The organism is Pseudoteredinibacter isoporae (genome assembly GCF_011602085.1).
In the GTDB taxonomy this organism is placed as follows: domain Bacteria; phylum Pseudomonadota; class Gammaproteobacteria; order Pseudomonadales; family Cellvibrionaceae; genus Pseudoteredinibacter; species Pseudoteredinibacter isoporae.
The window spans coordinates 1,994,001-2,020,918 of sequence record NZ_JAAONY010000001.1; the positions used below are offsets into that span (position 1 = coordinate 1,994,001).

Consider the following 26,918-nt stretch of genomic DNA (forward strand, 5'->3'; position numbering starts at 1 on the left):
TCGCTGATTCGGTTGATTTGCAGGTGGTGTAAGCGTAATTATGGTTGCTCAAGCGCATTGGAGGCTTCTGCCTCTGGGGCGAGTGTTTGTCCCCATAACAGGTGAATGAACGGTCGTTGGGGCATTGCTTTGGACTCAGGCAGTTTACGGATTGATTCGTTTTCGATACTGTTATGTTATAACATAACAGTATCGTGGAAAAGCTTTACTAAAGCATAGGGATGGCAAATGGAGCAATATGGTCCTCGCCATACCGTTGGTTGCCAGTTTTGTCGGAATATTTCATTTGAGGGTGGTTAATTGATGCGCACAAGTTATCGTATCTTCTTCTTTCTGTTTGTCTTTTGGACCAGTGCCAGTGTGTCGGCTGACTTATCAGTTGGTGATCGTGTGACCCTTGTTAAGCGCGATCAAGGTGTCCCCGCGCATCCTGCTGAGGGTGATTTCAATGTGTCTTTTCGATTTACACCTGGATCGGAAGTAAAAATTGAGGCGATCGGACACTGGCTAAAAGTTTCCGGTGAGGCCACAGATGGCCGTGGAAGCATCGGCTGGATTGCAAAGCGTTATGTGGCCAATTCCCATGGCCAGAACCTTCCTGAGGTGACTCTGGCCTCGGAGCTGGACTGGTGCCCACCGAAGGGCTCGTCTGAAAAGCATCCAAGCGGGCGTCTTCGTATCGCCAGTTGGAATATTGAGAACCTTCATGCCAAAAATGGTGAGAGTGTTTATCCAGATTCGGTGAAACGACGAGATGTGGATTACGAACGTATCAAGTGTTACATACGGCGTCTGGACGCAGATATTCTCGCGGTACAGGAAGTTGATGGTGAGGAAGCGCTGAAGCGTATTGTGGACACTGACGTTTACGATATCGTGGTATCCAAACGTGATGCGGATCAAAACACCGGGTTTGCATATAAAAAGGGATTAAATGTTACACCGCGAGAGGATTTTAAAGCGTTAAACATAGAGCGTGAACGTCGAGGCACGCGTATTGATCTTGAGCACAACGGGAAAACTATTCGCCTGATGAGTGTTCATTTAAAGAGCGGCTGTTTTTCTAACGAGAGTTCGAGTATTAACTACGCTTGCCAGGTTTTACAAAAGCAGGTTCCGGTTTTGGAGCAGTGGATTGACGAGAGTGCCCGACTGGCGGATGGTTTTATCATTCTTGGAGACTTTAATCGCAGGGTCAATGCCGTTGGGGATTTGGTCTGGCGGGCGTGGGATGACAGGGAGCCTGCGAATGCAGATTTGACTTCGATAACCGCCGATATGCCCATTAGCTGCCGTGATAACAGGTATACGACGTTTATTGATCACATTGTTCTCGATAAGCGGGCAGCCAACTGGTTTGATCAGGCTTCCTTTCGGCATGTGAATTTCCGACAGGCAGATAAGCGCAAGTGGAACAAGATTTCTGACCATTGTCCTATCGTGGGCGAGCTGTGGGTGGAATAGTTTTTCAAGCTTATTCTGATTTGAATGAAACAGGGCGTATCTATGTGCAAAAAGTATTGGTGGTGGATTCCCATCGCGGTTGTAGTTTTGATCGGAGGTTGTGCTGACAGGTCGAAAGACCTTGAGGAAGATCACGGTGCAGTGGTGAACAACAATATGAATAGCGCGCTGTGGATACAGACCTCTGCGGAGTATCACGCGACGGCTATTCAGAGTTATCGTGCTGCCAGTGACAAAATCGGGCGAGCAATGAGCGCTCCATTATGGACAGCAATGTTAGAACAATCCGGCCAGGCAGTTTTACCTTCCAGGGCTGCCGTTATTCTCGATGTCGATGAAACTGTCCTGGATAACTCCCCTTATCTTGCAAAGCGAATTATTCAAGGGGAGGGCTGGGAGCCCGAAAGTTGGGACAATTGGGTTGCCATGGCGTCGGCCAAGGCGATTCCCGGATCTGTTGAGTTTATTAATCATCTGACTGAAGCGGGCATCGATGCTGTTTTTATTACGAATCGTGAATGTGTTCAGCGAGAATCTTCAGGTGACCCTTGCCCCCAAAAAACGGACACCATTGAGAATCTAAAAAGCGTGGGTATCAGCGTCGTGAAGCCCGAGAATGTGCTTCTTAAAAGCGAAATACCAGAATGGACCTCGGAAAAGCAATCCCGAAGAGCTTATATTGCTGACAAGTATCGTGTCCTTATGTTGGTCGGCGATGACCTTGGCGATTTCTTGCCCGATGTAAAAATGCACATCACGCCAGCGGAAAGAAGAGTGCTTGTTGATCAATAAAAAGACAACTGGGGAGAGAAATGGTTTGTGTTGGGGAATCCAACATACGGCTCATGGCTGACGATTCTTAACGACCCGGCCTCGCAATATCTAAACGTCTATTGATCGATGACAGGAACCGCCGGGAAGATGTGTTCTCTCCCGGCTTTAGATCACTGTTCCTGCCTGCCTATCTGATGGCTTGGTGATTGATCTTGTTGACAGCCGAGCTGACTTTTCGCCCAACACTTTATTGGCTGCGTTGTTGAATGTAACGTTCGTAATCGGGAACGCGCTTGTCGAAAGGCTGATCCAGAAGACTGGAAGCCATCATCATATCGGCGCTGGCAAAGTTACAGGCAACAGGGATATTCCAAACGGCGGCTATTCGCAGCAGAGCTTTCACATCGGGATCATGGGGCATGGGCTCAAAGGGATCCCAGAAAAACACCAGCATATCCACATCGCCTTCACTGATCCTGGCACCAATCTGCTGGTCTCCTCCCAGAGGACCACTGATCAACTTTTCAATGTTTAAACTACAGTGCTTTTCGATCAGCTGGCCAGATGTTCCTGTGGCACAAATCCTGTGTTGTGAAAGTGATGCCTCATGCTTTGTGCACCAGTCGATAAGAGATGACTTAAGGTTGTCGTGGGCAACCAGGGCGATAACCTTCCGGGCTGGTGTTTGTACGGTTTTATAGTTCATGTTGTTGCTTCGCTGTGGTTACTTGACTCATGCATGGGGGATTCTGTCTGAGCTATGGCTCTGGAAAGCCCCTCTTTTGAAGCTAAAAAGTTTGCCTTTAAGTGTAGCTTTTAATCAATGTAAATCAACGACTTATGTCGTATCGTAATGTGCCGGAACTTCGACAAATACGATTAGTGGTGAGCAATTCACTATCAACGGTTAAGCTCAGTGGCCTTTTTCCGTCTACAATAACGCGGCTTTAAAGCATGTATTGTATGCTTTTTGCTCACCTTGTCGTTAGAACGGAATTCTAAGCGTGCGATGAAGATCTTTTCAAAAGATAAATACAGTATGGATGAAGCTTTGCTCATTGAATCCGAGCATCGTATTGCCTACTTAAAGCTATTTCGAAGTACCATTTTTGTTCAAGCGCTGTTTCCCTTAGTGCTGGCTTATGTGTTTTATCCCTTGATTGACAAGGGTTGGTTGCTGACTTGGTTGTTTGCCATATTGTTGGTGACCTTTGCCAGAGCTTATCTGACCTACGGCTGGTTCTGTAGGGATGATTCCCCTTGCCGCGTAAAGCTATTTGAACAACTCTCCTTGTTTCTGTCTTTCCTCGCTGGCTGCCTTTGGGGAAGCACGGTGTTCGTCATGGACTTCCAGAATTATCCTGAAGCTTCGGTGTTTCTCAATATCATTGTGTTTGGTTTGACTGCTGGATCGGTGGGGATTGGCAGTTATTGGGTAGAGTACTTTCTGGTTTATAACTTTGCGGTCTTTTCAATTTACGTCCTGGCTTATCTGGTGGGAATTCCAGAGCCGTATTATTTGTTATCCCTGTCAATTTCTCTGTTTGTTGCCTTCATGACTCAGATTGTTGTCGTCTTTCATCGCGGGAACGCTCAGAATATTCTCCTCAGTAAGCGGAATGAAAAGCTGGCCAGAAACTTGGATCGCCAGAAGCAGGAAGCGGAGAGTGTGGCGGATTCCAGAAACCGGTTTCTGGCGGCGGCGAGTCACGATTTACGCCAGCCAGTGCAGGCGCTTAACTTTTTCCTTTCGGTGTTGCGATCCGAATTGCATACTGAGAAAGGCCAATCTGTGTATGACAAAGTGCAAAAATGTACTGACGGTATCAACGAGCTTCTGAATTCAATCCTCGATTTGTCTAGGCTTGATGCCGAGGTCGTAGCGTTCAAAAAGGAGCCTTGTTGTATTGGGGATATATTACAAGACTTGAATCAACAGCTCAGGGCACAAGCCGAAGCGAAGGGCCTGCAACTTGAAATTCCCGAGTCAAACCAGTACGTCGTCAGTGATGCAGTGTTTCTGCGCCGGATTCTGAGTAATTTGATGGTAAATGCCATCACTTATACCGCGTCAGGAAAAGTTACTGTCAGCCTTATTTCAGAGTTCGGCGGCCTCAGCGTTGAAATTCGAGATACCGGCCCTGGATTAAACGAAGAAGAGCAAGAGCGAGTTTTTGAAGAGTTTTATCAACTACACAATCCCGAACGAGATAAACGAAAGGGCTTGGGGCTGGGCTTGTCCATTGTAAAGCGGCTTTGCTTATTGCTGGATATTCCTATCAGGCTGAATTCTCAAAAAGGTGAGGGAAGCTGTTTTACATTGCTGCTCACCGAATGTTCTGAACCGGTTAAACATGACATTTCCGCGAATAAACCCGTAATCAACAACCTCGCCGAAGGAAAAAGAATACTCATTATCGATGATGAACCCGAGGTTCTTGATAGCCTCTATGAGCTGCTCACCCACTGGCAGTGCAATGTTTTGACGGCGAGTTCCGCCGAAGATGCTTGTGAGCAGATCGGTTTGCATGAAGGCAAGCTGGACCTGATCATTGCGGATTATCGTTTGAAAGATAACAAAACCGGTGTGGAAGCCATCATTGCTGTGAAAAACCATTCAGGCGATCAGCAGCTGAACGCCGTTATTATCAGTGGTGACACCGAGCCAAAGCGCATCAAAGAGGTGATGGAGAGCGGTTATCATTTTTTGCACAAGCCTGTTAAACCGGCTCATTTACGTATGGTATTACAGCAGCTTCTATAAAGCCGAGGGCAGAATTCCGGCGGCCACAGCTTTGCGAACACAATCCATGCGGTTTTTACCATCCAATATTTTAAAAATGGTTTGCAGGTGGGATTTCACTGTGGCTTCAGAGATGTACAGGGTTGAGGCAATATCATGATTGCTAAGACCTTTGCGAACCAGTTCCAGAACTTCCAGTTGACGCTCACTCAGTGATGTTTGGGTATTTGCCATGGCGTATTTGGGCATTCGGTTCAGGCGACGAGCAATATCGTCGGGGATCACCATGTCACCGGCTTTGATATCCATCAGTGCTTTCGCGACACGTTCTACCGACCAGGCTTTGGGTAAAAAACCCAGTACGCCAAGCTTAAAAGCTTCTTGTAAGCTAAGTAAATCTTCACTACCCGACATAATAACAATGGGAATTTGAAAGCCTCGGGCCATCAAGGTTTTGATAAACAAAATGCCATTCATATCCGGCATCGACAAATCCAATATCAGTAAATCGATATCATTGTGCTCACGGAGATAGCTCAGTGCGTCGTTTGTCGTCAGTGTGGTGACAATATCGAAATCGGGATTGAATTTTGAGAGCGACTCTTTCAGGCCCGCACTGAATAGTGGATGGTCATCCAAACTTAAGATTTTCATGCCTGTTAGTCTTCCAAGGAACAGCTGATATAACGGGGGTGAATGATGAAGCAAGCCGAAAAATGATGCAATGGCTGAGCCCTTAAATCCCTGGAAAACTGATCATACTATAGTATGGAATATTCACAGCGCGAGTATTCGTCTCGTTACCATTGATGAATTGACACTATCAACCACACGACTACGGTAACTCTGTGAAACACATGAAAACGATCAAATGGACCCTGATGTTTATTATGGCTATGCCATTTCTGTCTTCGACAATGGTACAGGCGGCCTCTGTCCAGACAATGCAGTCATGCCAGGGGCTTATAGATTTTCTACACGTGAAACTCAAAGCGTCCACCGATCGATACAGTTCAGGCGATATAAAAGCAGTATCTCAAGGTTTGAATGTGTACAACACCTTTATTCAACGAGACGTTGTAACACCAGGCCTTTTAAAGTACAGCAAGGGCGATAAAGCCCAAGCGCAATCGTTACAAGATCAGGTGGATGCTTTCAGGGCGTCTATCGTAAAAAATTATTCTGTCCGATTTCCCGAAAATAAATTGTATATGGATTTTGTGGTGGCATTGAACAACTGCACCAAAGACGCCGCCCCCAGAGGTGACGAACTTGAGACGCTTAAAGCTTCCATGATGAAAATGGTTGAGCTGATCAAGGCAAGCTGATTTCTCTGTTGTTCGCGATGATTACTGTCTGCAAGGCTGTAGGTTTCGGCGACAGTTAATATTCGTTTTATCAGTATTGGGAATATCTGATGTTAGCCACGATTTGTGGCTTTTTTTCATTCAATGGCTTGTTTCCATGAATGCTTGGTTTGGGTAAATCACTATGGTGAAAGCGGCTTTGTCAGTATTCTTGATGTTGAGCGGAATCTTGTCCGTTCATGAAACGATGCAATTCGGTGGCGACTTTTGGGATGCTCAATCGGAACAGGGTGCTGTGACAGAAGTCTATAGAAAGCCGCTGCCAATTCAAGAAATTGAAGGCCGAATTAAAAGGGCTGTTGATACTTTTCTACAATCGATTCACAGTGATAAACCCCTCAGCCCCTATATTGATTCCGAGCACAGGCCATTTGCGACATCCGTCTTCAAGAGGTTGAAGGCGTTCGAACAACAAGTGATAGATGGGAAATCCGAACGACGCCTGTCAAATATTCACGCTGTTGGCGAGGGCAACCACAGTGTCACACTGTCTTACACGGCTACGGAGAGTCAAGCACTGCTTTATTCGTTCAAGTTTTTGGCCAGAGATGAGCCCGAAAGAGCTAAGGTTTATTTTGATTTGGTTTTGGGTTTGAATACTCGCCATTGGAAAACCAGACAGGTTGGAGATACCCGTTATCACTATAAGAACATTATTAATATCGAGCGAGCCAAGCGATTTGATCGAAAGAACAGGCAGATTGCTTATTATTTTGAATTGCCCTCAGAGTCATTTTCATTCTACATGGTAAGCAATTTTCAGGAATATCAGCGCTTAATAGGTGTCAACTACGACAGAGCCCGCGCTGATGTCTACCGGGAGGGTTATGGTGTTGTAGCGGGTACGATTTTCTCGGTAATGAACAATGAAGATTTTTCCCATGATGTTGTTCACTACTACTCATCGAAACTTTACAAGGTAAGAAATTGGACGGCAGAAGAAGGCCTTGCTTACTTTTGGGGAAATGCATACTACACCGCTGCAGACGGTGAAATTCCAGAGTTTTCTCGTCTGCTGACATATTTAGCGAATCATGTTGATGAGAACAGTAATCTGATTGACTGGTTTACATCGAACTCGGGTCTGAATTTTGGGGGGCGCTTGCCCGGTGAAGTGTCGGTTCGCTCAGTCATGTCAGCTCTGCTGTGCGCTGAAATCATCGAAAAGAAAGGCGTAATAGGCCTGAAAGAACTGATTTCCTCAGGAAAGAGCATTGAAGATTTTTTCAGAGTTAGTGATAAGCTGATTGCGATTAATCAAAGCAATTTCAACCATAAAATGCTTGAGCTTATTCGGAAGAGGGCCGCCTAGTTTTTGATGTGCATTCAATGACTTATTCAGTTGCATGATTCGATCCTACTATAGTAGTAAATAATCTCAGCGACCTATCTTTTTTCGTTACTATCCCGCGCGTTATTTCAACTCACAGCGAGGGTATGCAAACAATGAATTCATCAACCATTAAAATGGCAATTGGTCTTCTGGCATTGACTGGTGTCTCCAGTGCCGATGCGGATATTTTCGATCAATTAAAAGGAAAGCTTAAAAGTGAGTCCAAAAAGGCAATAGAGCAGAATATTAATCAGAAAGCAGGCGACGAAAAACCAGCAGCCAGCAATGACAGCCAACCTTCTTCATCGATTAATCTGGGAAGCGGCCCAGCTAAAAATCTGACGGCAATGACCACCTGTTCAAACATCAAGATTGAAAATGTTATGACAGGTTATCAGGGCGACTATACTTTTCAGGATGGTTTCAAAAAAGAAGAGCGCTCTGGTTTTATTCAGCGCAAGCCGGGAACAGTGAGTGGTGGTTGTATTCTGCCGTCGTTGAAATCTGGCCAACTCGCCTATATGGAGGTTGATACGGAAGCCTATGAATCGCTGGGGAACTCGAACGATTGGACAATGCAGTGCCTCCGTTCAGAAAATCCAAGCGCCGGTGCACTTACGGAATCTGAACCTAAAACAGAATCCATTTACTCGGTCAGTGCATTGAGTGGCAAGGATATGATGTTGTATTGCGGAAACTCCGAAGGTATTGAAGAGTGTGCAGAAGGCAGCAACAGTCATCGCAGCGGTGAGTGGAGCAAAAAACTCAAGAAGAAGGGAAAAACCATGCTCAGCGTGCGAGCGTTTACCAGCACCCTGGCCCCTAAAGGTGGAGAGAAGCTTTACTGCCAGTATTACAACAAAACACACCGGGTCAGCTTATTCGCACTGGAATATATTCGGGCACGCAATTAGTTGGAAAGCGATCCCTTACTGGAGCACCTCCATTTTTTCGTGAAATCGAGAGCTTTTGGGATGTACAGATAAAATGTCATGATAGCAAGCGCCATGCCCTCTGAGTCAGAGAGTGTGGCGCTTTTCCGCTGGCAGGTTTAAGACTTTAACATTCAGTAAACGTACTGAATCAGGCGGAAGCGCTTTTGAGTGACTCAAGGTAGCGAATAATATCCGCTGATTCATATAGCCACTGAGTCGCCTGATTCTTGCCCTCAATGCGTAGGCAGGGAACCTGGGATTTCCCGCCGCCCTTAATTAACTCCTGTCGTACTTTTCCTGAAAAGCCAACATCTTTCATGGTGATCTTCAAATCCAGCCGTTTGATGGCCTTGCGGGTTTTGATGCAATAAGGGCAGAGGCTCTGCTGGTATAGTGTCAGAATGTTGGCCTTCGTCATTCTCGACATGGTGAACTCCTGTTATGTTCAAAAGGATTTACTTCTTGGGACGATGTACCAATTCAATGCGGTTGCCACTTGGCTCGTAGAACATCATGTGTTTGCTTGGGCCGCCATAGGCCAGTTCCGGTGCAAATTCAATGTTAACCCCAGGGAAGGCCTTTAAAACTTTATACAGGCGATTGAGCTCATCCTCACTACTGATGCCCAGTGCCAAATGGTGTAACCCGATATTGGTTTTACGATCAAAAGGGGTTGCAGATTTGGGGTTGCTGGCACGCCACAAGGTAATCGTGGTATTGCCGTTCGAAAGAAAATAGGCCGGGTAGCTTGGATCACTTCCACGTTCTGAGAAGCCCAGGACATCAACAAACAAGGATCTACTGGCTTCAATATCCTTTACCACGAGTCCGACATGATCGACACCTACAACCGCAGATTGTTGAGCAGCAATGTGCAGTGAAAACCCCATTAGCCATACAGCGAATAACTTGCGCAGAATAGACATTCTCTTATTCCTTGTCCGGAGAAAAGAGGCATTCTTAGCGGAAGCGCCTGGGAAATCATCACAAATTTATAAAAACCAAGGTCTACTTGGGAATTTGCTTAGCGCTGTGAGTTATATGAGGTTGTTGACTCGTATTGTTTGTAGGATGCTTTGGCCTCTTGGTGAGGCCAAAAAGTCGATGTGAATGAGCTAGTGCAAAAGCTAGCCACCATGAAAAATCGATAACGCCATGCGCCTCACATGTGTAGGTAAATGCTCATAGTTTTTCCACTCTTGATATTTGGACATGTCGATGCGCTTGTGCAATGTGGGCATAGCTTGCATAAGGCCTGGAAAACCTCCTTCTTGCAAGGTTTTATACAGGACTGGTTTTGTTTGTGTGTATAGATCGTTGACAAACTTGAGGCCTTCAATGAGATCTATGGGGTCAGTGCCAGGGGAGTGGGCATTGATGGCGTGTTTGGGGTTTAGATCGACGGCTTTTTGCAGGAGTCGGCGTACGCCCAGATAATTCACGTCGTCCATAAACAGCTCGTGGGTAAGCTCTTTGGGCTCGTACATATCTGCGCTGGCTACAATACCCTGTTCGGGAAGGTGAATCAGTGTGGTTGCTGTTCCGTCTGCTGCCCCGACATGATGAAGGTTTACCTTGGCGGTACCCAGGTCAATTTCCAAAAAATCGGAATAGTTGGTGTCTACTTTTGCGGGAGCCATATTGCTTTCATCGAGTTGAAATACAGATTCGCAGTTTCGATGGCAGACAATTTCAGCATCTTCAAAAACTTCAGATCCGCCAACGTGATCATAGTGTTCGTGGCTGAGTACAATGGTTTGAACCGGTTTGTGGCTCAGTTTTTGGATTTCGGCTTTTAATTTTTTTGCACGTTCCGTATTGGCCGGATCATTGATCAGAATGCTATTTTCTCCGATCACAACCAAAGAAGAGTAATGGTCTAACCAGATGTGAAAAACGCCGTCTGCAAGTTGCTTGACGTTTGTTTGGGCACTGGCGGGAAAGGATACGAATATGGTGATGATGCTTAAGCACAGGGCTAGCGTAACTTTAGGTAACGACATTGATGTTTCTCTCAGTGTAATAAGGGAAAAGTTGATGGGTATGCAGCATGACGTTCGGTAGCAGTTCGTTAAAAATGGACCCTCAGGCCCAGTGATATTTCATTGAGTTCGGCATCCCACAAGTCGGCACCGGCTTCAGTCGCCACCGGGGCACCTAAAAGGGTTTCATCAAACTGTTCCGGGTCGGAAGAGGCTTCTCCGAGATCAATATGGCGGTACATAAGCTCCAGGCTTGAGCGTTCACTGAGTTTGTAGGCCAGGCCCACACCAAGATTCCAGGCGAATTCGGTCTGTTGTCCTCTTGGTGCGATAAAGTTGGGAACATTTGGGTTCAAGTTATCGATTTCGAAGGCGCCTACGTCGTTTCGACTGAAACCAATGCCTCCGCCCAGAATCAGATTCCAGTCTTTTGCGAGAGGGTGATCGTAAAAGGCATTGATCATCAAGCTTGTACTGTCAAAGTTCGAGTTGATTTGACTTCCAATAATGGGTGCAAAAGGGGAGTCCTCAACGGCACCGTCGAGATCGCCTGATCTTTGAGCCACTTCCAGTTCAATACGATAGTTTTGAGAAAAAGAATAGCCAACGGCGACAGCACTGGAGATTGCTGTTTCCACGTCTATCCCACGCAGGCGACCAGCAGCCTCATCGCGAGTATTTTCATCCTCGGCAAAGGTCACGCCAATTTGCCCTTTGAGGTAAAAACTGTCCTGTTGTTGGGCGATCACAGTTGTTGATGACAAGCTGATGGCGGTGAATGAAATAGCCAATGCCAATGGTGCTTTGATTTTCATAGGGTCTCTTCCTAATTTCTGATATGAGTTGTTTCGTCTTCCTGAGGTGGTGATAGGTGACTTGGCCAACTATAAAAAACCCTTTATGATTACTCTAATGCATAATTAATATGATTAGCTATCCATCTAGTGAATGTCTTATGAGCTTGCGAAATATTGATTTGAATCTGTTAGTCGTGCTTGAAGCACTGTTGGAGGAATGCCATATTACCCGCACGGCCCAGCGTTTGAATATGAGCCAGCCGGCGGTCAGTCGGGCTTTGGGGCGTTTACGACAGCAGTTTGATGACCCATTATTGTTGAGATCCAATGAGGGTTATCAACTCACACCCGTAGCGAGAAGTTTACGGCTAAAACTCGATACCTTGATGACCGGGGTTGAAGCGTTTTATGACAGTGGGTGCTATAACCCAAGCAGCGCGGAAATTGAAATCACCATTGTGACGATGGATGATTGCCTGAGTTTATTTTTACCCGCGATCTATAAACGACTTCAGCAACAGGCTCCTGGAATTAAACTTAAATTGGGTTGCCAGTGGGGATCGACCTTGGAATCGCTGGAAGAGGGTAAGGCCGATTTTTTGATTGAAGCTGTGCCGGATTTAGGTAGCAGCTTCCACAGTGTGCCGCTCTACAGCAGTCCTTGGGTTGCGGTAATGTCTGCTGATCACCCGCTTGCCCTAAAAAAACTCAGTGTTAAACAATACGCTGCTTGCAAACATGGCATGGTTAGCGTCACCGGAACCGGGCCGAGTTTGATTGATAAAATTTTGGAGCGACAAGGTTATCAACGGGTTGTTGATCTGCGTATCCCCCATTTCGTAGCTATTCCTAATCTGTTACTTGGAACAGATTTGGTGTTTACCATTCCGAAAGCGCTGGCTGATCAGTATGCGCAACAATCGGATATTGTGTGTAAGCCACTCCCCATAAAAGTGCCTCCGTTGCGCTATTCCTTGGCGTGGCATCATCGTAACCATCGGGATCAACTCCATACTTGGGTACGTGGACAGATTATGGAGGCTTGCAGCGATTTATAGGGCTTAAAGTGCTTTATCTTCAGGTTTCGCCACAAGTGTCATTACCTTTAACCTGCTGCTCCGACTCCGACGTAATGTTTATCAATCACCAATTTGATTGATAATGCTTGACCAGGACGGATGGAAAGTTGACAGATTCGGTCGTCGTTTAATCTGCCAGGTAAATCTTGTTGTTTTCAACCCATCGCTCAAACTCCGGCATCACGTTCTCCAATTGCTCACCAATCACCATGCAGTGGTCGGCGTCGGGGAGTTCGACCAGTGTGGCTTTGTTGCCGTATCGTTTGGCAGTCAGGCGTCCGATTCTTGGGGCGACGACTCTGTCTTTTTGACCCACAAACACCAGTACCGGTGATTGAATGCTATCAACGTCAACATAGCTGCTTCGGTTGCGGTCGAAGTACCAGAAGCCCATTTCAAAGTAGGCTTTGCCTGATTCAGGAACGCAGGCGAGGAAATATTCCCGGGCTTTTTCTTCAGTTTGTTCGTTCACTACTCCCCAACGAAACTCTTCCCAGGAAGGGTACAGAGGTTTCCGCCAAAAGGCCCACTGGTTGGTGTAGTAATGAAAGGTTCGTACCATAGACGGGTACAGGTTAAACATGCCCCAGGCGGGAGCCGGTGAGAAGCAGACGACCCCGCGATGTTTGCAGCGAGCGGCGACAAGCTGACAAAGCAGGCCGCCCATGGATAAACCCGCAATAATCGGACTGTGATCGAGCTCTTCAATATATGTGACAAGGTCATCGACATAATCCCGTAGAGAGACCGAGCCAATCTCAAGTGCACATTCCAAAAATCCCAGCTCATGATGGCGGAGGGTTGGGGTATGTACGGTAAAGCCTATGGCTTCCAATGCGGGCCGCAGCTCATCCCAGTTGCCGGCATTGCCCCAAGTGCCGTGGATCAAGACGATGTGTTTTTCCTGCTCATTGCTCATGATGGGTCTGCCTGTAAAAAGTGACATGCTCTCATGTCACTTTACTTTTGACATGATGGCGTGTCAACATGTGCAGGTTCCATTGAGAGTGTAACGATGCAAGCGAAAACAGAAGACGGTGCGCCGGCTGAACGTTCCTATAAGGGCTTGAATACCAGCGAACGACAAGCCATGCGGCGAAAGCAGTTGATGCAGGCCGGGATTGAGGTGATGGGAAGCAGAGGTTATGCGGGTTGCTCGTGTAAGATGATTTGCACTCAGGCCGGGCTGACCGAGCGTTACTTCTACCAGAATTTTGCGAATCGTGAAGCGTTGTTGCAGGCCATTTATCAGGAGCACTCTGAACGGGTGATGGAAGAGATAGCGTCTGCCGTTGCGGATTGTAAAGGTGAGCAGCCGGAGCTGAGGATTGAGGCGGGGTTACGAGCGTTCTATGGTGACATGCGAGAGAACCCGAACATTGCCCGCATTCTGTATATCGAAACCAGTGGTGTCAGTCCGGAAATGGATGATTTGTTGGGCAGCACTACGCATGGTTTTGCGATGATGTTGATTGAGCAGTTGCGGAACTACTATCCGGATAAACATCTGGACGTTGACGATGTCGAGTTGGTGGCTATTGGTCTGGTGGGCTCGGTGAACGCCATTCTGGTGCACTGGCTGCTCTGTAATTTTGACAAGCCTCTGGATTCAGTACTGCAAAGTGCAAGTTTTGTGTTTCGGGCTGTTTCCGCCAGTTTGCTTTCAAAAAGCTGACTGGCGAAAGTTGAATGAAAAACCGCAGTTCAAACTGTGAGCTATTTATAGGGCTGTTTGATGAATGGGAGCAAAATACAGGGCCACCAGTAAAACGGTTCCCAGAGCCATGCAGCGGTTGGCAACAAGGCGGTAGCGGGGATTGCTGTAAGCCAGTACAACACCGCTGAGCAAACTAAAAAATAGGCTAAGGCCCAGGGCAATGCCGACAATCCAAAAGCCAATATGGGCATGGCCTTTGTGAATCATAATCAGTTTTTTCCACCAGCCGTGAATGTGAACTTCCAGAGTTTTCTTTTCAGTCAGCAGCAAAACTTCGCGATTGAAACCGTACCAGCTATGGCCGCCGCCGAAGCTGAAGTATTTGCCTGAGATCGCTCCATATTCTTGGGGCAGGTATTCACTGGCCAACTGATAGGCCGCATTTTCTTCCTCCGGCCAGCTTTGAACATTATTCAATTCAATTTTAATTTCTTCGCGATTACTGCCGTGAAGATCCAGCATATACAATGTGCCGGTCACGGTGTAGAGCAGAGCAAGAGGCAAGAAAAAACAGGCCAGGTAGGCATGCCATTTCATCCAGGCCAGTCGATGTTTGGATTTCATGATATTTATTGAGACTTGAAAACAAGGGCTAGAGAAAGCCCTTATTTTAAGTTTTCAGGATGGGTACTGCTAAAGTTTTTACGTTTTTTACAATTGTTCAATTCAATCTGTATCAGCAGGCCCTGGGGGTTTCTGTTGTGAGCTGAAATGCGACCTCCACAAGCTTCTACCTGGCGCTTTGATAGTGCGAGCCCGAGTCCAAACCCCCCTTTTTCCCGATCTCGGGATTCTTCCAGACGGAAGAAGGGTTTGAAAATATCTTCCAGGTGTTGCTCGTCGATTCCGGGGCCTTGATCGGCGACTTCAATAAAAATATCGTCTTGCTGTTGCCAGAGTTTTACCAGAACCTCTTTGCCTTCCGGTGTGTATTTGCAGGCATTTCGAATAATGTTTTCGATGGATTGTGAAAGCGCCAGGTGACTGCTGTTTTTTAGCGTGTCTATTTCATTGAGTTCGCCTTTGATGGGATGGCTTGGGAATTCGAAGCGAGCATCTTCTATGATGCTTTCAATCAGTGAGGGCAATTCAATACTGTCTTTGTTCAGCTGTGGCTTTTCGTTTTCCAGCCAGGCCAGGGTTAACGTACCTTCCACGAGTTTCCGCATTGCGCCGACTTCGTTTTTAACCCGGTTGACCACTTCCTCGGCATCATTACCATCCAGACTGAGTTGGATGCGAGTCAACGGGGTGCGCAGCTCATGGGAAATATCCTGAATCAGTTGCCGTTGTTGGGAGATGGCAGAGGATAGCTTACTGCCCATATCATCAAAGCTGGCGGCCAGGTCGGAAATTTCGTCCTGGCGGCGGGCAATCGCAGGATAAATTTTGGTGCTGAAATCACCATTAGCGTAACGCCGCGTGGCGTATTTCAATTTTCTCAGAGGCGACAACAGATAACGATAGAGCAGATAACTGATCAGCATGGCGAATAAAAACGGTAGCAGGGTTCTGCTGGCAAAATACAATTCGTTCCAAAACGCGCCGGGGCGCATTCTTTGAGGAAGACGAATCAACAAATGGTAACCGTCATTGCCAAAGGGAATATCCATTAAGGGATTTTCAGTATGGTAGAGGTGGATGGGGTAGTCGATATGCCGACCAAAATATCCTCCATCGTAGGGTGTGTTGTCCCATTCGGTATCTACGAGATCGTGAATGTCGACTTTAATTACGGCAACCAGCGTATCTTCCTGGCGACTGACCGCATCTTTCCAGGCTTGAAGCTGTTCAGCATTACCTGTCGCGATGATGTTTTCAGCTTGTTTGGCATAATCCATCAACTGCTCTTTGTGGGCCTCGGCAATGTAGCTGAATTCTGTTTCCACTTTTTCATTTAAGTCGGTTAACAACCAGTAGAAACTTGTAATGCAAATGGCAATCCATAAATTCAGTTTGCCAAAAAGTCGTAGTTTAAACACGGTGCAACCTATAACCTTGGCCATGAACGGTTTGTATGGCCAACTGAGTATTGTCCAGAGTTTGAAGTTTTTTTCGAATCTTGCTGATGTGCATATCCAGCGATCGATCGTACTGATTAAAGCTCTTTTGCAGGGCCTGGCGATAGAGTAGGGGCTTGCTGAGTGTCTGCTCGTAGTTGTCCAGGAAAAAGTTCACGATTTGTCGTTCGACAGGCGTCAGGGATAAAGCATCAAGTTGTTCAGTGCTGAGCATCTTTGTTGCTTGTTGATGTTGCTGGTATTGTGTTCGCCGCAAAATGGCTTCAATTCTGAGGAGCAGTTCAGCGGTGCTGAAGGGTTTGGTCAGATAGTCGTCGGCTCCGCTTTTAAATCCTTCGATTCGATCTTGTTCGGCTCCAAGGGCCGTCAGCAGAATGACGGGTGTTTCGCAAAGTTCGCGCAGTTGACTGAGAACGTCAAGGCCATTGATTTTGGGGAGCATAACGTCAAGCAATATCAGATCGAACGTATGTTGCCGGATGGATTCCAGACCTTGTTGACCATCAAAGCATGCTTGGGTATGGAAGCCCTGTTCGTTCAGTAAATCCTGCAAAAGCTGATTCACTTTGGGGTCGTCTTCAATAATTAGAATATGCCGGGACATGGTCTTGATTGCTATTCGTAGGGGTCAAAAAGGAATGTTCAGAAGCAAAAAAGCCCGGCATTAGCCGGGCAAATATCTCAATGGAGGAGAATCTAGAATTTCCAACCCAGAGTCAAGCGAACATCTCGGCCGGGTTCGGGCAGGCCAATGGTTCGTTGTGAATCCGGGTCATATCCGAAGGTGCCGTGGTCAAGATAATACTTGTCGAAGGCGTTGCTTACGGTCAGGTTGACGGACAGCTGCTCGGTTCCCATGGGCAGCCACTCCAGGTAAACGTCCTGGGTATTGAATGCGGGTTTTGGAATGTAACCTTCCTGGATATCATCCATTTCCTGAACAAAGCGACCGCTCCAGCCCAGTTCCAGGTTTTGTTCCGGGAAGCGATAATTGGCGTTGATAACCAGAGCATCACCAAAGGAGGTGCCAATGCCGAGATTACCATCATCCAGAGGTTGGCCGTCCAGCTCTGGCTTGTTGTGTGAATAGCTTACGCTGATTTCACCGCGCTCCCAGCTTTTGGCAATGTTTACACCAAAGCCTTTGGTTACGAGATCGCCAGCGTTGCCAAAGAATCTTCCCGTCGCACGCGTGCCCACTGTACCAACCACGTCTTCAATTTCGCTGCGATAGACTTCCAGGCTGCCGCGAATGCTGTCGCCTTGATAGTTCAAAGAAATTTCAGCGTTATTGGCTTTTTCTTCTTTCAGGTCCGGATGGTTAGCACGGAAGCCAATCAAATAGGCCTCTTTAATTTTCTGACCGCGCAGGGCAGTGGAGTAGCCGAGGCGAACTGACCACTGATCGGTAAATTTGTATTCGATATTGGCATTGGGGCTGAAGCCATTGGAAGAAAAACTTTGATTGTCTACATCGTCCAGAGTGTAGCGATCATAACGAAGGCCATAGCTTACACTCAGAACGTCATTCACCTCGTACAAATCCTGAATATAAACACCGTAGACCTTGGCGTCTTCTTCGATGTTCGGGTTGATGTAGTAGCCTCGATCGTCCCGATACTCGACACCGTAAATTAAGGTATGGTCGCCCAGCAGGCTGCTGTTGCGAATATTCAGGCCGTAGCTTTCAACACCGGCACCTTCGTTAAAGCTGGAGTTTCTCTGGTTCAGATAGCTGTCAGTTTTAAACGCACTGATTTCAAGATTCAGCAAGTCACTGTTGCCATCAAGATCGTAATTTACCGTGGTGGTGTCGCGGCGACTAACCTGATCGGTGGTCTGGTTCCAGGGAGCATCGTAGAAGTGCGGGCGGAGGTTGCGGCGGCCGTCATCGTAACGACGTTCATGACTTAAACTCAGTTTGTGGCCGGGTGCCAGTTCACCGCTCAGCTTCAACAGGCCCAATTCCTGCTCCGTGCTGGTGTTGGCCAGGGTGTTGCCGCGACCGTCTTCAATTTCATGGGTGTCGTTTCGACCAAGGACCAGCAGGCCGCTCCAGTTATCATTGAGGCGGCCGTATAAATTGAAGCTGGCTTTGTAGCCGTCGGTGTTGCTGTAGTAGCCGGTCTTGATCAGTGCACCAAAGTTTTCGCCCGGGCGAAGAAGGTCTTCAGCGTCTTTGGTTTCAAAACGAATAGCACCGCCCAGAGCACCGGGGCCGTCCAAAGCGGTACCGGCCCCCGCTTTTAATTCGGCTTGCTTGAGCAGTTCGGGCTCAATCGAAAGACGGCCCTGATGATGAAACAGATAGCCTGCCTGGGTAGCACCGTCGACGCTGACATTCAAGTTGGTATCTTCGATGCCGCGTACATAGATTTTTTGAGCGATCCCAAAGGAACCACCTACCGTGATACTGGGTTGGTCGCGGAAGATATCTTCCAGATCGTTGGCTTGTTTTTTCTGGATGTCTGTCAAGTCGACGATGTTCACCCCGTTTAAACGGTGGCCTTCGACCTCGACAACTTCCATGTCTTCTTCAGCGAAACCGGCTTGGCTGCTCAGTGCGATTGCGATAGCCAGGGTTTTCAGCGGATAGGATTGTACGCGCATTGCTCTCTCACTCTTAATCGTAATGATAGTGATTATCATTAATTTTATGTGCTTAAGCTATGGGATTTACAATTTTTACAAACCGGAGGAGAAGTGAAGCAGGGGGGAGCGATAAGGAGGAGTGGGCCTGAGTGAGGTTGGGTAAAACGGATTTGGGCGAAGGTGCCTAAAGGCGATGTTTGCGATATTGCAGAGGGGAGGTGCCGGTCCAACGCTTGAAGCTACGGGAAAAGTTACCCGCAGTAGAAAAGCCCAGAAGTTCGCCAAGCTCAACGATGCTGGATTTGGAATGCCGGATATGGAGCATGGCTTGTTCCCTTCGTACATCGTCAATCAGTTCGCTGAAGCAGGTGCCTCTTGCACGTAAGTGCCTCTGCAGGCTGCGCACGCTCAGGTGCAGTGCCTTTGCAAGTTCTTCCTGGCGGATAGGGCCTTGGGAAAGACGTTCTTGAATCAGTGTTCTCAATTCAATGATCACATCTGCCTGGCCTTGTTCGCTAATGTAATCGACGACGGCGTGTTCCAGTTGCTGGCGTAACACTGAATTACCGTGGGGAATCGGAGATTCCATATCGCTTTTGCTGATCTGAATTTCATAGCCATCGCAGTCAAATTCAACCGGGCAATTGTAGTACTCGGTATAGGGTTGGCGATCAGCGGGTTTACGAATCGGTAGTTTGATCTTCAGTGGGGTAAAGCGGCGGTCGTAATGTGTTCGGCACAGTTGAACAACGGCGGCTACGGTGGCATCGAGTGCGATGGCGTTTGAGCTGGCATTGCCTTGTTTGTCCCTGTGCAATCGGGTTTTGTAGTAGTAGCGGTCAGGGCCTTCCTGAAGGCGGGAATACCCAGCAGTTGAAAAAGCAATGCTGTATTGAATCCAGTCCTGGAGGTGTTCTTTTAAGGAACTGCTGCAACACAACATTAATCCCAACGCCTGAAACGTCCCTGGGTGAGCGCGAGCGCCTGTGCGTAAACCAAAGGCCTCATCTCCAGACAGTTGGACACCGGCTTCCCAGAGCTTGCTCAACAGCCTGGCATCGATTCGGTTATCGGGGTCGAAGGCCTGGGTTGGGGAGATGTCGTATTCTTCAAATAACGAAACTGTGTCGCAATTATAGCTTTTTAGTGACTCGGCAAATAAGGCCAGCCAGGTTCCAATGATCGAAAATTCAGAATTTAAAGGCCTTTTTGCTATTAACATGCTTCGCTTGACTTGAACAAGTTATAGGTGATGGCGTGATTTGATTTATTTTTGGCGTAGAGAGATGAGATGTCAATAGCTGGCTCAGATACGCTACTGGTCACAACAACATAATAATGCTGACAGGTCCACTATGAACACTATCCAGCCGTTTAATATCCGGAATATTCGCGACATCCAAAACATTGAGTCTGTGCCTTTGTCGGAACAACAGTTACCGGTGAGCAGCTATGAGGTTTTTAAACGATCTGCGGAGCGCTACCGGGACCGAATTGCCTTGCGCTATCTGGAATCGATTAAGCCGGATATTGTTGAGCACAGTTTTACCTATCCTGATTTGTTGGGGATCATCCATCAAACCGCGAATGCCTTCGTTCATTTGGGCGCGAGTGTCGACAAGCCTGTCTCTATGCTTCTGGAGAATGTGCCCCAGGCACATTTTACAATCTGGGGCGCCGAGGCGGGGGCTTGTGTGAACCCGATCAATCCGCTGCTGGACATCGAACATATCTGCGCGGTGCTCAATGAAGCCAGAACCCATGTTCTCGTGTTGTCTTCCCAGCACGTTGCCGCCTTAAATGATATTAAGGCACAAGTGCCCCGTCTGAAAGCTGCCTTGACAGTGGGGGTGAGCGAAGCGGAACTTGCTTCTTTAACCGTTGAAGGCTTGCATGTTGACGATTTTGATCGCTGCATCGCTGAGTTTTCTTCTGCGCAGTTGAATGTGAAGGCGCCCGTTGGTGAACAACGTGCGTCTCTGTTCCATACGGGCGGCACAACGGGTGTGCCCAAACTTGCGCCCCATAGCCACTTTAATGAAGTGGTGAATGCCTGGCAGTTTGGCGGCAGTGTCAATCTTACAGAACAGGATGTCGGTTTATGTGTCCTGCCCATGTTTCATGTCAATGCGGTGTTTATTACCGGCCTGGCGCCGTTTATGGTTGGTGCTGAAGTGGTTTTAGCGACCGAAAACGGTTATCGAAATGCCGATGTGCAGGAAGCGTTTTGGGAAATCATCGAACGTTATCGAGCCAGTTATTTCAGTACGGTTCCCACCATTGTTCACGATTTATTGCAGCTTCCCTCGAACCATTATGATTTAAGCAGTCTGCGTTTTGCTGGCTGTGGTGCGGCGCCATTGTCTCGAGAAGTGATGCGTCGTTTTGAAAGAAAAACCGGTTTGCGCCTGTTGGAAGGTTATGGTCTTACGGAAAGTACAGCGGTCAGTACCATTCATGCGCCGGGTATTGAACAGCGAGTCGGAGCAGTTGGTTTGCGAATGCCCTATATGCAGATCAAGATCGCACAACGTCAGGAGAATGGTGAGTATCTGGATTGCCCGGCTGGTAGTCTGGGTTCGGTGTTGATTAAAGGGCCCAATGTGTTTTCCGGTTACACCGATCCTAAAAAGAATGTTGATATCTGGGTCCACGGTGATTGGTTGGATACCGGAGATTTGGGGTATCTGGATGAGGATGAATATCTCTGGCTTTCCGGGCGCAGCAAAGATTTGATCATTCGCGGCGGCCACAATATTGACCCGCTGATGATTGAAGATGCGTTCTATAAACACGATGCCATTGCGGTGGTTGCGGCGGTAGGAAAGCCCGATGCTCGGGTAGGCGAGTTGCCGGTTGTCTACGTGCAATTAAAAGCGGGAATTGATATTAGCGGGCAGGAATTACTGAGTTTTGCCCAGGGCAATATCAGTGAGCGCGCGGCCATTCCTAAAGAGCTTCATATTGTCGATAAAATTCCAACAACTGCGGTGGGCAAGGTGTTCAAACCGGATTTACATCGAGACATCGCCGCCAAGGTGGTGGCAGAAAATCTGCGCTCCTTGCACATTCAAGGGCAAGTCACTGTCTGCGATGATGCGAGCGCCGGTTTTCGGGTCGAGGTGTTTATTGCGGAGAATGCCGAGCTGGAGGCGAAGCTCACACGTAAATTGGAGGAATATTCCTTCGCGTATTGTCTCATCAATGAAGCGGCACCTGTTCAGAATCGCAGAGCGGTATGATGCTGCTGGACGATGTCAGCGAATGGGTAAGAAATAAAAAGGGCACGATATGTTAGCGTACATTGGATTGATTGCCAGCGTTGCTTTGTTGATTTACCTGGCGCTGCGCGGTGTCAATATTATTTTGGCTTCACTGATCTGTTCGTTGTTGGTGGTGTTGAGTAACCAGCTCTCCATCGCGGAAAGTTTTACCGTGTTTTATCCCTTGGGCAAACTCGGAGCGTTTACCTTTGCAGGTAAATTCTTTTTGCTGTTTGCCTGTGGTGCTATGTTCGGGCGCGTAATGGGTGAAAGTGGCGCGGCTTCCGCGATTGCTTTGAGCTTGAGTCGTCGCCTGGGGGCACAGCGAGCGCTGTGGATTACGGTTCTGGCTTGTGCCTTACTTACCTATGGCGGTGTTGTGGTATTTGTGGTGATGTTTACCATGTATCCCTTGGGATTGAAGTTATTGCAGGAAGCAAATCTGCCAAAACGATTATTCTGTGCCGCGCTGGCTTTGGGCAGCGGTACATTCACCTTAACGGCTTTGCCGGGTACACCGTCTATTCATAACGTGATTCCATCATTGGCTTTGGGGACAGATCTGTACGCTGGCGCGTGGTATGGGCTCGCAGGTAGTGTAATCATGTTTACTCTGGGCATGTGGTATTTGGAGCGCCAAAGAAAACTGGCACAGGAGCGGGGTGAACGTTTTGAGCCCAATGCACGAGACCTGCAAATGCAACAAGACAGTCGTATGGACTCCTTGTCCTGGAAAAAAGCACTGATCCCCATGCTGGTAGTGATCGGCCTGATTGTTTCGCCGCGTTTATGTTTGACGTTATTCGGGGGAGAAGTTCTCGAAGGTACCGGCCTATTGGCGCAGTGCTTACAGTTTGCCACTCAACAGTCGGTATTGTGGCCCAGCTTTTCGTTGTTGCTGGGGAGCATTGTGGTGTTGTTAATGTTTTCCTCGGTGCGTTCACGTTCATTGTCTCTGTTGGGCGCTGGCGCCGAGGATTCGATCATGCCTCTGATTAATACCGCTGCGGTGATTGGTTTTGGTGGCGTTGTGACCAGTACGATGGGCTTCAGTCAGTTCTCCAAATTTATGCTGAATTCCTCACTGCCACCTCTGTTGTCCATGTTTTTCTCCATCAGTTTGATGTCGGGTATCGTGGGTTCCGCGTCAGGTGGCTTGCAGATATTTATGGAAACCATGGCGCCGCATTTTCTGGCATTGGGCATTGATGCGGGGACATTGCATCGTTTGGCTGCCATGGCGAGTGGCGGTTTGGATTCATTGCCTCACAGTGGCGCCATTGTCGCCATGTTCACCATCACAGGTTTGACCCATAAACAGGCCTATAAAGACGTTGCCGTGATCACGGTGGTGATTCCCATTATCGCTACTCTCGGGACGATGGCATTGGCCGGAATATTCTAGGGTGTTTCTTCAGCAGTGTGCCTCTTCAGTAATGTTATGTGCAGCAAAAGGACGAAAGAAACGGAAAGCTTAAAAAGGAAAACAAACAAAGGAAGAAAAATGGAAAAAGTTCTGTTTGAGAAAGAAGGGCACATTGCCGTTGTAAAATTGAATCGACCAGATGTGCGCAACGCCATCTGCCCTGAGATGATTGTCCGTTTGTGTGAAATCTGGGATGAGATTAAACACAATAAACACATTCGGGTCGCAATCGTAACAAGCTCGGAGGATGGTATTTTTTGTTCTGGCGCCGATCTTGGCCGTTACATCACCTTGCTGAATGGTCGTCCGGCAGAAGATCAATGGGATCAAAAAATTCTGGACGATGAGAGTGTGGCCAAAAGAGCCTTCCTGCGAGATATGGATGTTGGTAAACCGGTAATTGCGGCCATTAATGGTCATGCCATCGCCGGAGGGATGGAAATTGTTCACGGTACCGATTTGCGGGTTGCCAGTGAAACCGCGTTGTTCGGTTTACAGGAAGCCAAATGGGGTATTTTTCCAGCAGGGGCTTCGACAGTGCGTTTACCTGAGCAAATTCCTTATGTAAAAGCCATGGAAATGCTCCTGACGGGTGAGCTGTATTCTGCGCTTGAGCTGCACCAATGTGGTTTTTTTAACTACTGTGTGCCCGAGAAAGAAGTTTTTACAAAGGCCTGGTGCCTGGCAGAGAAAATCGCTCGCAATGCCCCTATTGCGGTGCAAGCCATTCGACGCTCTGTTCGCAGTAGCCGTGGTTTGAGTCTGCAAGAAGCGCTGGACCAGGAGTTCGAGATCGCAATGCCGGTGTTCAGAACCAAAGATGCCCAGGAAGGGCCCAGATCCTTTTTGGAAAAGAGAAACCCTGTTTATATCGGTGAATGAGGGTTGCTTGACGGATCATTCCCCAGCAGTGAGCTGAACAGTTAAAAGGGAAAGGGCCCAGCCAGTAGGGCGCTCAAAAGGCTTCGGGTGCACAAAAAGAGAACAATTTGTGGTCAAGGCCGTGTCCAAATGGGTGGCTTTTGCTAACAAACTCCCTTTCCCTGAAGGCATATGCCTGATTTATCTCAATTAATAATAAAAATAGTTCTTATTCCTACTTGCTTGAGCAATTACTTTCAGTATACTCGCCGCCAAGTTAGCGGGGCGCAGATCCTGCTTAATGAATCGAATGGGGACGAGAATATGAAGAAATCAGTATTGGGTATGGCTATTTTGCTGGCCAACCAAGCTGTTATGGCGGCGGATTCCAAGGCCAAACTGGAAGAAGTAACCATCATCGGTAATCCTGAGGAGGCCCAGCTTATCCCGGGTTCCGCTCATGTTATTGGTGAACAAGAACTGGAAAAATTCGAATTTACCGATATCAATCGCATTGTTCGTCAGGTGCCTGGTGTGTATCTCCAGGAAGAGGACGGCTTTGGTTTGCGCCCGAATATTGGTATACGCGGTGCGGTCGGTGAGCGTTCCAGCAAAATCAATTTGATGGAAGACGGTGTATTGATCGCGCCGGCACCTTACTCCGCGCCATCGGCCTATTACTTCCCGACGGCTGGCCGCATGAGTTCTGTTGAGGTTCTCAAGGGTGCTGAAACCTTGCGTCAGGGGCCTGCGACGGTGGGCGGTGCGGTTAACCTGATTTCTACTCGTATTCCTGAGCAAACCAGCGGCAGTGTCAACGCTGAAGCCGGTGAAGATGGTGCATTCCGAGTGCACGCCAATTACGGTTATGTTGAAGAGCAATTTGCGTTTTTGCTGGAAACCCATCAGCAGGGCAATGACGGCTTTAAAAATATCGATCGCAGCAGCCGTGATACCGGTTTTTATATCGAAGATTATCTGGCCAAGGTTCGCGTGAACAGCGATCCTTCTGCTGAGTTTTATCAGCAGCTGGATATCAAGGTGCAATACAGTGAAGAGCTGTCGGACGAAACCTATCTGGGCCTGACCGATAAAGATTTTACCGCCGCACCGGATCGTCGTTACGGCTTGAGCAAACTGGATGAAATGAACACTCGCCATTCCGGTGTGCAACTGCGCCACCATATCGAGTTTAATTCTGATTTGTCTCTGACCACCACAGCTTATCAGAACAAGTTCAAGCGTGATTGGTTTAAAGTGAAAGGTGTGGGCGGTTTGATTGACGATGTGAATGCTGGCAACAGCAACGCAGCCAATGCCCAGGCGATTCTGGATGGCACCGCTGATGCGGATGGCATTGCAGTCAAACACAATAACCGCAAGTACACCAGTGAAGGCATTCAGTTCAAAGTGGATTGGGTTGTAGCGAATCACCAGATCGAAATGGGCGCTCGTTACCATCAAGACGATGTTGACCGTCATCAGCCGGAAGAAATATTCAATCAGCGCAATGGGGAGTTGGTGTTTGATTATGTGAAGCAGCCAAGCTCCAGCAACAACCGTGTTGAAGATGCGGAAGCCATCGCTCTGCACATTATGGATGTGTGGTCTGTAACCGATGAGCTGAAGTTGAATCTGGGTTTGCGTTACGAAGACATCGAAACCTCTCAAACTCGTTATGGCAACAATGAACGCACGGAGATTGCATCGACCCGCAGTAATCAGGTCGATGAGTTGCTGTACAGCGCCGGTGTGACCTATGAACTGAATGATCAGGTCACGTTGTTGGCCGGTGTGCATTCCGGTTTTGCACCTACGTCTCCAAGCTCGCGCGAGAATATCGAGCCTGAAACCAGCACCAACTATGAAGCCGGTATTCGCTTGACCGGTGAGGACGCGAAAGCTTCTGTGATTGCTTTCTTCAGTGATTACGAGAGCACCGTAACCAACTGTACGGTGAACCGCCCCTGTGGTGATCAAACCTCTGGCTCCGAGAGCGAGGGCGAATCCGAAGTGAAGGGTGTCGAGGTAACGGTAGATAGCCACTTGTATCGTGACGAACAGGTTTTTGTTCCGATTTCAATGAGCTACACCTACACCGATGCCGAGATTACGGACCCCAAAGACAGTGGCAATCAAGTGGGCGATTTATACGAGTATCTGCCTAAGAACACGTTCAGTGCGCAGATTGGTTATGAGTTGGCCAGTGGTTGGAACAGTTATCTGAGTGTGTCCTATGTTGATGAAATGTGCACCGACAGTAGCCTTTGTGGCCGCAATGATTTGGATCAGCGCTTTGCATTTACGGACCAATATTGGGTAACCGACTTCTCAACGCATTACCCTCTGAACAAAGATACGCAATTGTATTTGAAGGTGGATAACATCTTTGATGAGCGCGCAATTGTGTCTCGCAATCCAGATGGCGCGCGCCCTAATAAGCCGCGTACGGCACTGATCGGTGTGAATTGGAATTTCTAGTTCTGATCCACCGTGATTAACAAAAAAGGCGGGCAATAGCCCGCCTTTTTTGTGCATGACAGTTTGTCGATACCTTAATTCTT

The 26,918-nt window shown here is 47.9% G+C and carries 24 protein-coding genes; 12 read left to right on the plus strand and 12 right to left on the minus strand.

Annotation, left to right across the window (positions count from 1 at the left end; all coding sequences use genetic code 11):
- Window positions 1-303 precede the first annotated feature (303 nt).
- Both G8768_RS08625 and G8768_RS08630 read left to right on the plus strand, forming a co-directional pair.
- Window positions 304-1,464 (plus strand): endonuclease/exonuclease/phosphatase family protein, encoded by a 1,161-nt coding sequence (locus G8768_RS08625; protein ID WP_166848440.1) that lies wholly within the window; start codon window positions 304-306, stop codon window positions 1,462-1,464.
- Between the two features lie 42 nt (window positions 1,465-1,506).
- Complete coding sequence (locus tag G8768_RS08630; protein ID WP_166848438.1) at window positions 1,507-2,256, plus strand: 5'-nucleotidase, lipoprotein e(P4) family; 750 nt, start codon at window positions 1,507-1,509, stop codon at window positions 2,254-2,256.
- A gap of 229 nt (window positions 2,257-2,485) precedes the next feature.
- Here G8768_RS08630 and G8768_RS08635 read toward each other — a convergent pair whose 3' ends face one another.
- Complete coding sequence (locus G8768_RS08635; RefSeq protein WP_166848436.1) at window positions 2,486-2,944, minus strand: methylglyoxal synthase; 459 nt, start codon at window positions 2,942-2,944, stop codon at window positions 2,486-2,488.
- Between the two features lie 303 nt (window positions 2,945-3,247).
- Here G8768_RS08635 and G8768_RS08640 point away from each other — a divergent pair, with 303 nt between their 5' ends.
- Window positions 3,248-5,002 (plus strand): hybrid sensor histidine kinase/response regulator, encoded by a 1,755-nt coding sequence (locus G8768_RS08640; protein ID WP_166848434.1) that lies wholly within the window; start codon window positions 3,248-3,250, stop codon window positions 5,000-5,002.
- On the opposite strand, the gene G8768_RS08645 is transcribed toward G8768_RS08640, so the two are convergent.
- On the minus strand, window positions 4,997-5,635 hold the full coding sequence (locus tag G8768_RS08645) for a response regulator (protein ID WP_166848432.1): 639 nt from the start codon (window positions 5,633-5,635) through the stop codon (window positions 4,997-4,999). The two genes, G8768_RS08640 and G8768_RS08645, sit on opposite strands and share 6 nt — an antisense overlap.
- Before the next feature lie 203 nt (window positions 5,636-5,838).
- Here G8768_RS08645 and G8768_RS08650 point away from each other — a divergent pair, with 203 nt between their 5' ends.
- From G8768_RS08650 to G8768_RS08660, 3 genes are all read left to right on the plus strand, one after another.
- A complete protein-coding gene (locus G8768_RS08650; RefSeq protein WP_166848429.1) occupies window positions 5,839-6,309 on the plus strand; it encodes a hypothetical protein in 471 nt (156 codons plus the stop codon).
- Window positions 6,310-6,472: 163 nt separating this feature from the next.
- Window positions 6,473-7,660, plus strand: coding sequence for a hypothetical protein (locus G8768_RS08655; RefSeq protein ID WP_166848426.1), 1,188 nt, complete (start codon window positions 6,473-6,475; stop codon window positions 7,658-7,660).
- Window positions 7,661-7,794: 134 nt separating this feature from the next.
- Entirely contained in the window at window positions 7,795-8,595 is an 801-nt protein-coding gene (locus G8768_RS08660; protein WP_166848422.1) for a hypothetical protein, read from the plus strand.
- A 169-nt stretch (window positions 8,596-8,764) separates the two neighbouring features.
- Here the strand turns inward: G8768_RS08660 and G8768_RS08665 are convergent, their stop codons facing one another.
- The 4 genes from G8768_RS08665 to G8768_RS08680 all read right to left on the minus strand — a co-directional run bounded on the left by G8768_RS08665 (window position 8,765) and on the right by G8768_RS08680 (window position 11,413).
- Entirely contained in the window at window positions 8,765-9,043 is a 279-nt protein-coding gene (locus tag G8768_RS08665; protein WP_166848419.1) for a glutaredoxin family protein, read from the minus strand.
- A 28-nt stretch (window positions 9,044-9,071) separates the two neighbouring features.
- Window positions 9,072-9,542 (minus strand): VOC family protein, encoded by a 471-nt coding sequence (locus tag G8768_RS08670; RefSeq protein WP_184679363.1) that lies wholly within the window; start codon window positions 9,540-9,542, stop codon window positions 9,072-9,074.
- A gap of 201 nt (window positions 9,543-9,743) precedes the next feature.
- Window positions 9,744-10,619: an MBL fold metallo-hydrolase gene (locus G8768_RS08675; RefSeq protein ID WP_166848416.1), complete on the minus strand. Its 876-nt coding sequence runs from the start codon at window positions 10,617-10,619 to the stop codon at window positions 9,744-9,746.
- A 68-nt stretch (window positions 10,620-10,687) separates the two neighbouring features.
- Window positions 10,688-11,413, minus strand: coding sequence for an outer membrane protein (locus tag G8768_RS08680; protein ID WP_166848413.1), 726 nt, complete (start codon window positions 11,411-11,413; stop codon window positions 10,688-10,690).
- A 140-nt stretch (window positions 11,414-11,553) separates the two neighbouring features.
- Between G8768_RS08680 and G8768_RS08685 the strand changes: the two genes are divergently transcribed.
- Window positions 11,554-12,453, plus strand: a complete 900-nt coding sequence (locus G8768_RS08685; protein ID WP_166848410.1) for a LysR family transcriptional regulator — start codon at window positions 11,554-11,556, stop codon at window positions 12,451-12,453.
- A gap of 148 nt (window positions 12,454-12,601) precedes the next feature.
- Here the strand turns inward: G8768_RS08685 and G8768_RS08690 are convergent, their stop codons facing one another.
- Window positions 12,602-13,420 (minus strand): alpha/beta hydrolase, encoded by an 819-nt coding sequence (locus G8768_RS08690; RefSeq protein WP_208020096.1) that lies wholly within the window; start codon window positions 13,418-13,420, stop codon window positions 12,602-12,604.
- A 69-nt stretch (window positions 13,421-13,489) separates the two neighbouring features.
- On the opposite strand from G8768_RS08690, the gene G8768_RS08695 reads away from it, so the two are divergent.
- Window positions 13,490-14,149 (plus strand): TetR/AcrR family transcriptional regulator, encoded by a 660-nt coding sequence (locus tag G8768_RS08695; protein WP_166848407.1) that lies wholly within the window; start codon window positions 13,490-13,492, stop codon window positions 14,147-14,149.
- A gap of 45 nt (window positions 14,150-14,194) precedes the next feature.
- Here G8768_RS08695 and G8768_RS08700 read toward each other — a convergent pair whose 3' ends face one another.
- The 5 genes from G8768_RS08700 to G8768_RS08720 form a co-directional block, all read right to left on the minus strand.
- Window positions 14,195-14,755 (minus strand): hypothetical protein, encoded by a 561-nt coding sequence (locus tag G8768_RS08700; RefSeq protein WP_166848404.1) that lies wholly within the window; start codon window positions 14,753-14,755, stop codon window positions 14,195-14,197.
- A gap of 41 nt (window positions 14,756-14,796) precedes the next feature.
- A complete protein-coding gene (locus tag G8768_RS08705) occupies window positions 14,797-16,173 on the minus strand; it encodes an ATP-binding protein (protein WP_166848401.1) in 1,377 nt (458 codons plus the stop codon).
- Entirely contained in the window at window positions 16,166-16,816 is a 651-nt protein-coding gene (locus G8768_RS08710; protein ID WP_166848398.1) for a response regulator transcription factor, read from the minus strand. The genes G8768_RS08705 and G8768_RS08710 overlap by 8 nt, the downstream gene beginning before the upstream one ends.
- A 92-nt stretch (window positions 16,817-16,908) precedes the next feature.
- A complete protein-coding gene (locus G8768_RS08715) occupies window positions 16,909-18,822 on the minus strand; it encodes a TonB-dependent receptor domain-containing protein (protein WP_166848395.1) in 1,914 nt (637 codons plus the stop codon).
- 166 nt (window positions 18,823-18,988) lie between these two features.
- Window positions 18,989-20,026 (minus strand): AraC family transcriptional regulator, encoded by a 1,038-nt coding sequence (locus G8768_RS08720; RefSeq protein ID WP_166848392.1) that lies wholly within the window; start codon window positions 20,024-20,026, stop codon window positions 18,989-18,991.
- 133 nt (window positions 20,027-20,159) lie between these two features.
- Between G8768_RS08720 and G8768_RS08725 the strand changes: the two genes are divergently transcribed.
- The 4 genes from G8768_RS08725 to G8768_RS08740 all read left to right on the plus strand — a co-directional run bounded on the left by G8768_RS08725 (window position 20,160) and on the right by G8768_RS08740 (window position 26,835).
- Window positions 20,160-22,046, plus strand: a complete 1,887-nt coding sequence (locus tag G8768_RS08725; RefSeq protein WP_166848389.1) for an acyl-CoA synthetase — start codon at window positions 20,160-20,162, stop codon at window positions 22,044-22,046.
- Window positions 22,047-22,095: 49 nt separating this feature from the next.
- Window positions 22,096-23,472: a GntP family permease gene (locus G8768_RS08730; RefSeq protein WP_166848386.1), complete on the plus strand. Its 1,377-nt coding sequence runs from the start codon at window positions 22,096-22,098 to the stop codon at window positions 23,470-23,472.
- Window positions 23,473-23,571: 99 nt separating this feature from the next.
- Window positions 23,572-24,375, plus strand: coding sequence for an enoyl-CoA hydratase-related protein (locus tag G8768_RS08735; protein ID WP_166848382.1), 804 nt, complete (start codon window positions 23,572-23,574; stop codon window positions 24,373-24,375).
- Between the two features lie 303 nt (window positions 24,376-24,678).
- A complete protein-coding gene (locus G8768_RS08740) occupies window positions 24,679-26,835 on the plus strand; it encodes a TonB-dependent receptor family protein (RefSeq protein WP_166848378.1) in 2,157 nt (718 codons plus the stop codon).
- Window positions 26,836-26,918 lie beyond the last annotated feature (83 nt).

What these genes read in the sequence shown, in the direction of transcription:
- G8768_RS08625 (WP_166848440.1), top strand. Translation starts at nt 304, where the DNA reads ATGCGCACAAGTTATCGTATCTTCTTCTTTCTGTTTGTCTTTTGGACC.
- G8768_RS08630 (WP_166848438.1), top strand. Translation starts at nt 1,507, where the DNA reads ATGTGCAAAAAGTATTGGTGGTGGATTCCCATCGCGGTTGTAGTTTTG.
- G8768_RS08635 (WP_166848436.1), bottom strand. Translation starts at nt 2,944, where the DNA reads ATGAACTATAAAACCGTACAAACACCAGCCCGGAAGGTTATCGCCCTG.
- G8768_RS08640 (WP_166848434.1), top strand. Translation starts at nt 3,248, where the DNA reads ATGAAGATCTTTTCAAAAGATAAATACAGTATGGATGAAGCTTTGCTC.
- G8768_RS08645 (WP_166848432.1), bottom strand. Translation starts at nt 5,635, where the DNA reads ATGAAAATCTTAAGTTTGGATGACCATCCACTATTCAGTGCGGGCCTG.
- G8768_RS08650 (WP_166848429.1), top strand. Translation starts at nt 5,839, where the DNA reads ATGAAAACGATCAAATGGACCCTGATGTTTATTATGGCTATGCCATTT.
- G8768_RS08655 (WP_166848426.1), top strand. Translation starts at nt 6,473, where the DNA reads ATGGTGAAAGCGGCTTTGTCAGTATTCTTGATGTTGAGCGGAATCTTG.
- G8768_RS08660 (WP_166848422.1), top strand. Translation starts at nt 7,795, where the DNA reads ATGAATTCATCAACCATTAAAATGGCAATTGGTCTTCTGGCATTGACT.
- G8768_RS08665 (WP_166848419.1), bottom strand. Translation starts at nt 9,043, where the DNA reads ATGTCGAGAATGACGAAGGCCAACATTCTGACACTATACCAGCAGAGC.
- G8768_RS08670 (WP_184679363.1), bottom strand. Translation starts at nt 9,542, where the DNA reads ATGTCTATTCTGCGCAAGTTATTCGCTGTATGGCTAATGGGGTTTTCA.
- G8768_RS08675 (WP_166848416.1), bottom strand. Translation starts at nt 10,619, where the DNA reads ATGTCGTTACCTAAAGTTACGCTAGCCCTGTGCTTAAGCATCATCACC.
- G8768_RS08680 (WP_166848413.1), bottom strand. Translation starts at nt 11,413, where the DNA reads ATGAAAATCAAAGCACCATTGGCATTGGCTATTTCATTCACCGCCATC.
- G8768_RS08685 (WP_166848410.1), top strand. Translation starts at nt 11,554, where the DNA reads ATGAGCTTGCGAAATATTGATTTGAATCTGTTAGTCGTGCTTGAAGCA.
- G8768_RS08690 (WP_208020096.1), bottom strand. Translation starts at nt 13,420, where the DNA reads ATGTCACTTTTTACAGGCAGACCCATCATGAGCAATGAGCAGGAAAAA.
- G8768_RS08695 (WP_166848407.1), top strand. Translation starts at nt 13,490, where the DNA reads ATGCAAGCGAAAACAGAAGACGGTGCGCCGGCTGAACGTTCCTATAAG.
- G8768_RS08700 (WP_166848404.1), bottom strand. Translation starts at nt 14,755, where the DNA reads ATGAAATCCAAACATCGACTGGCCTGGATGAAATGGCATGCCTACCTG.
- G8768_RS08710 (WP_166848398.1), bottom strand. Translation starts at nt 16,816, where the DNA reads ATGTCCCGGCATATTCTAATTATTGAAGACGACCCCAAAGTGAATCAG.
- G8768_RS08715 (WP_166848395.1), bottom strand. Translation starts at nt 18,822, where the DNA reads ATGCGCGTACAATCCTATCCGCTGAAAACCCTGGCTATCGCAATCGCA.
- G8768_RS08720 (WP_166848392.1), bottom strand. Translation starts at nt 20,026, where the DNA reads ATGTTAATAGCAAAAAGGCCTTTAAATTCTGAATTTTCGATCATTGGA.
- G8768_RS08725 (WP_166848389.1), top strand. Translation starts at nt 20,160, where the DNA reads ATGAACACTATCCAGCCGTTTAATATCCGGAATATTCGCGACATCCAA.
- G8768_RS08730 (WP_166848386.1), top strand. Translation starts at nt 22,096, where the DNA reads ATGTTAGCGTACATTGGATTGATTGCCAGCGTTGCTTTGTTGATTTAC.
- G8768_RS08735 (WP_166848382.1), top strand. Translation starts at nt 23,572, where the DNA reads ATGGAAAAAGTTCTGTTTGAGAAAGAAGGGCACATTGCCGTTGTAAAA.
- G8768_RS08740 (WP_166848378.1), top strand. Translation starts at nt 24,679, where the DNA reads ATGAAGAAATCAGTATTGGGTATGGCTATTTTGCTGGCCAACCAAGCT.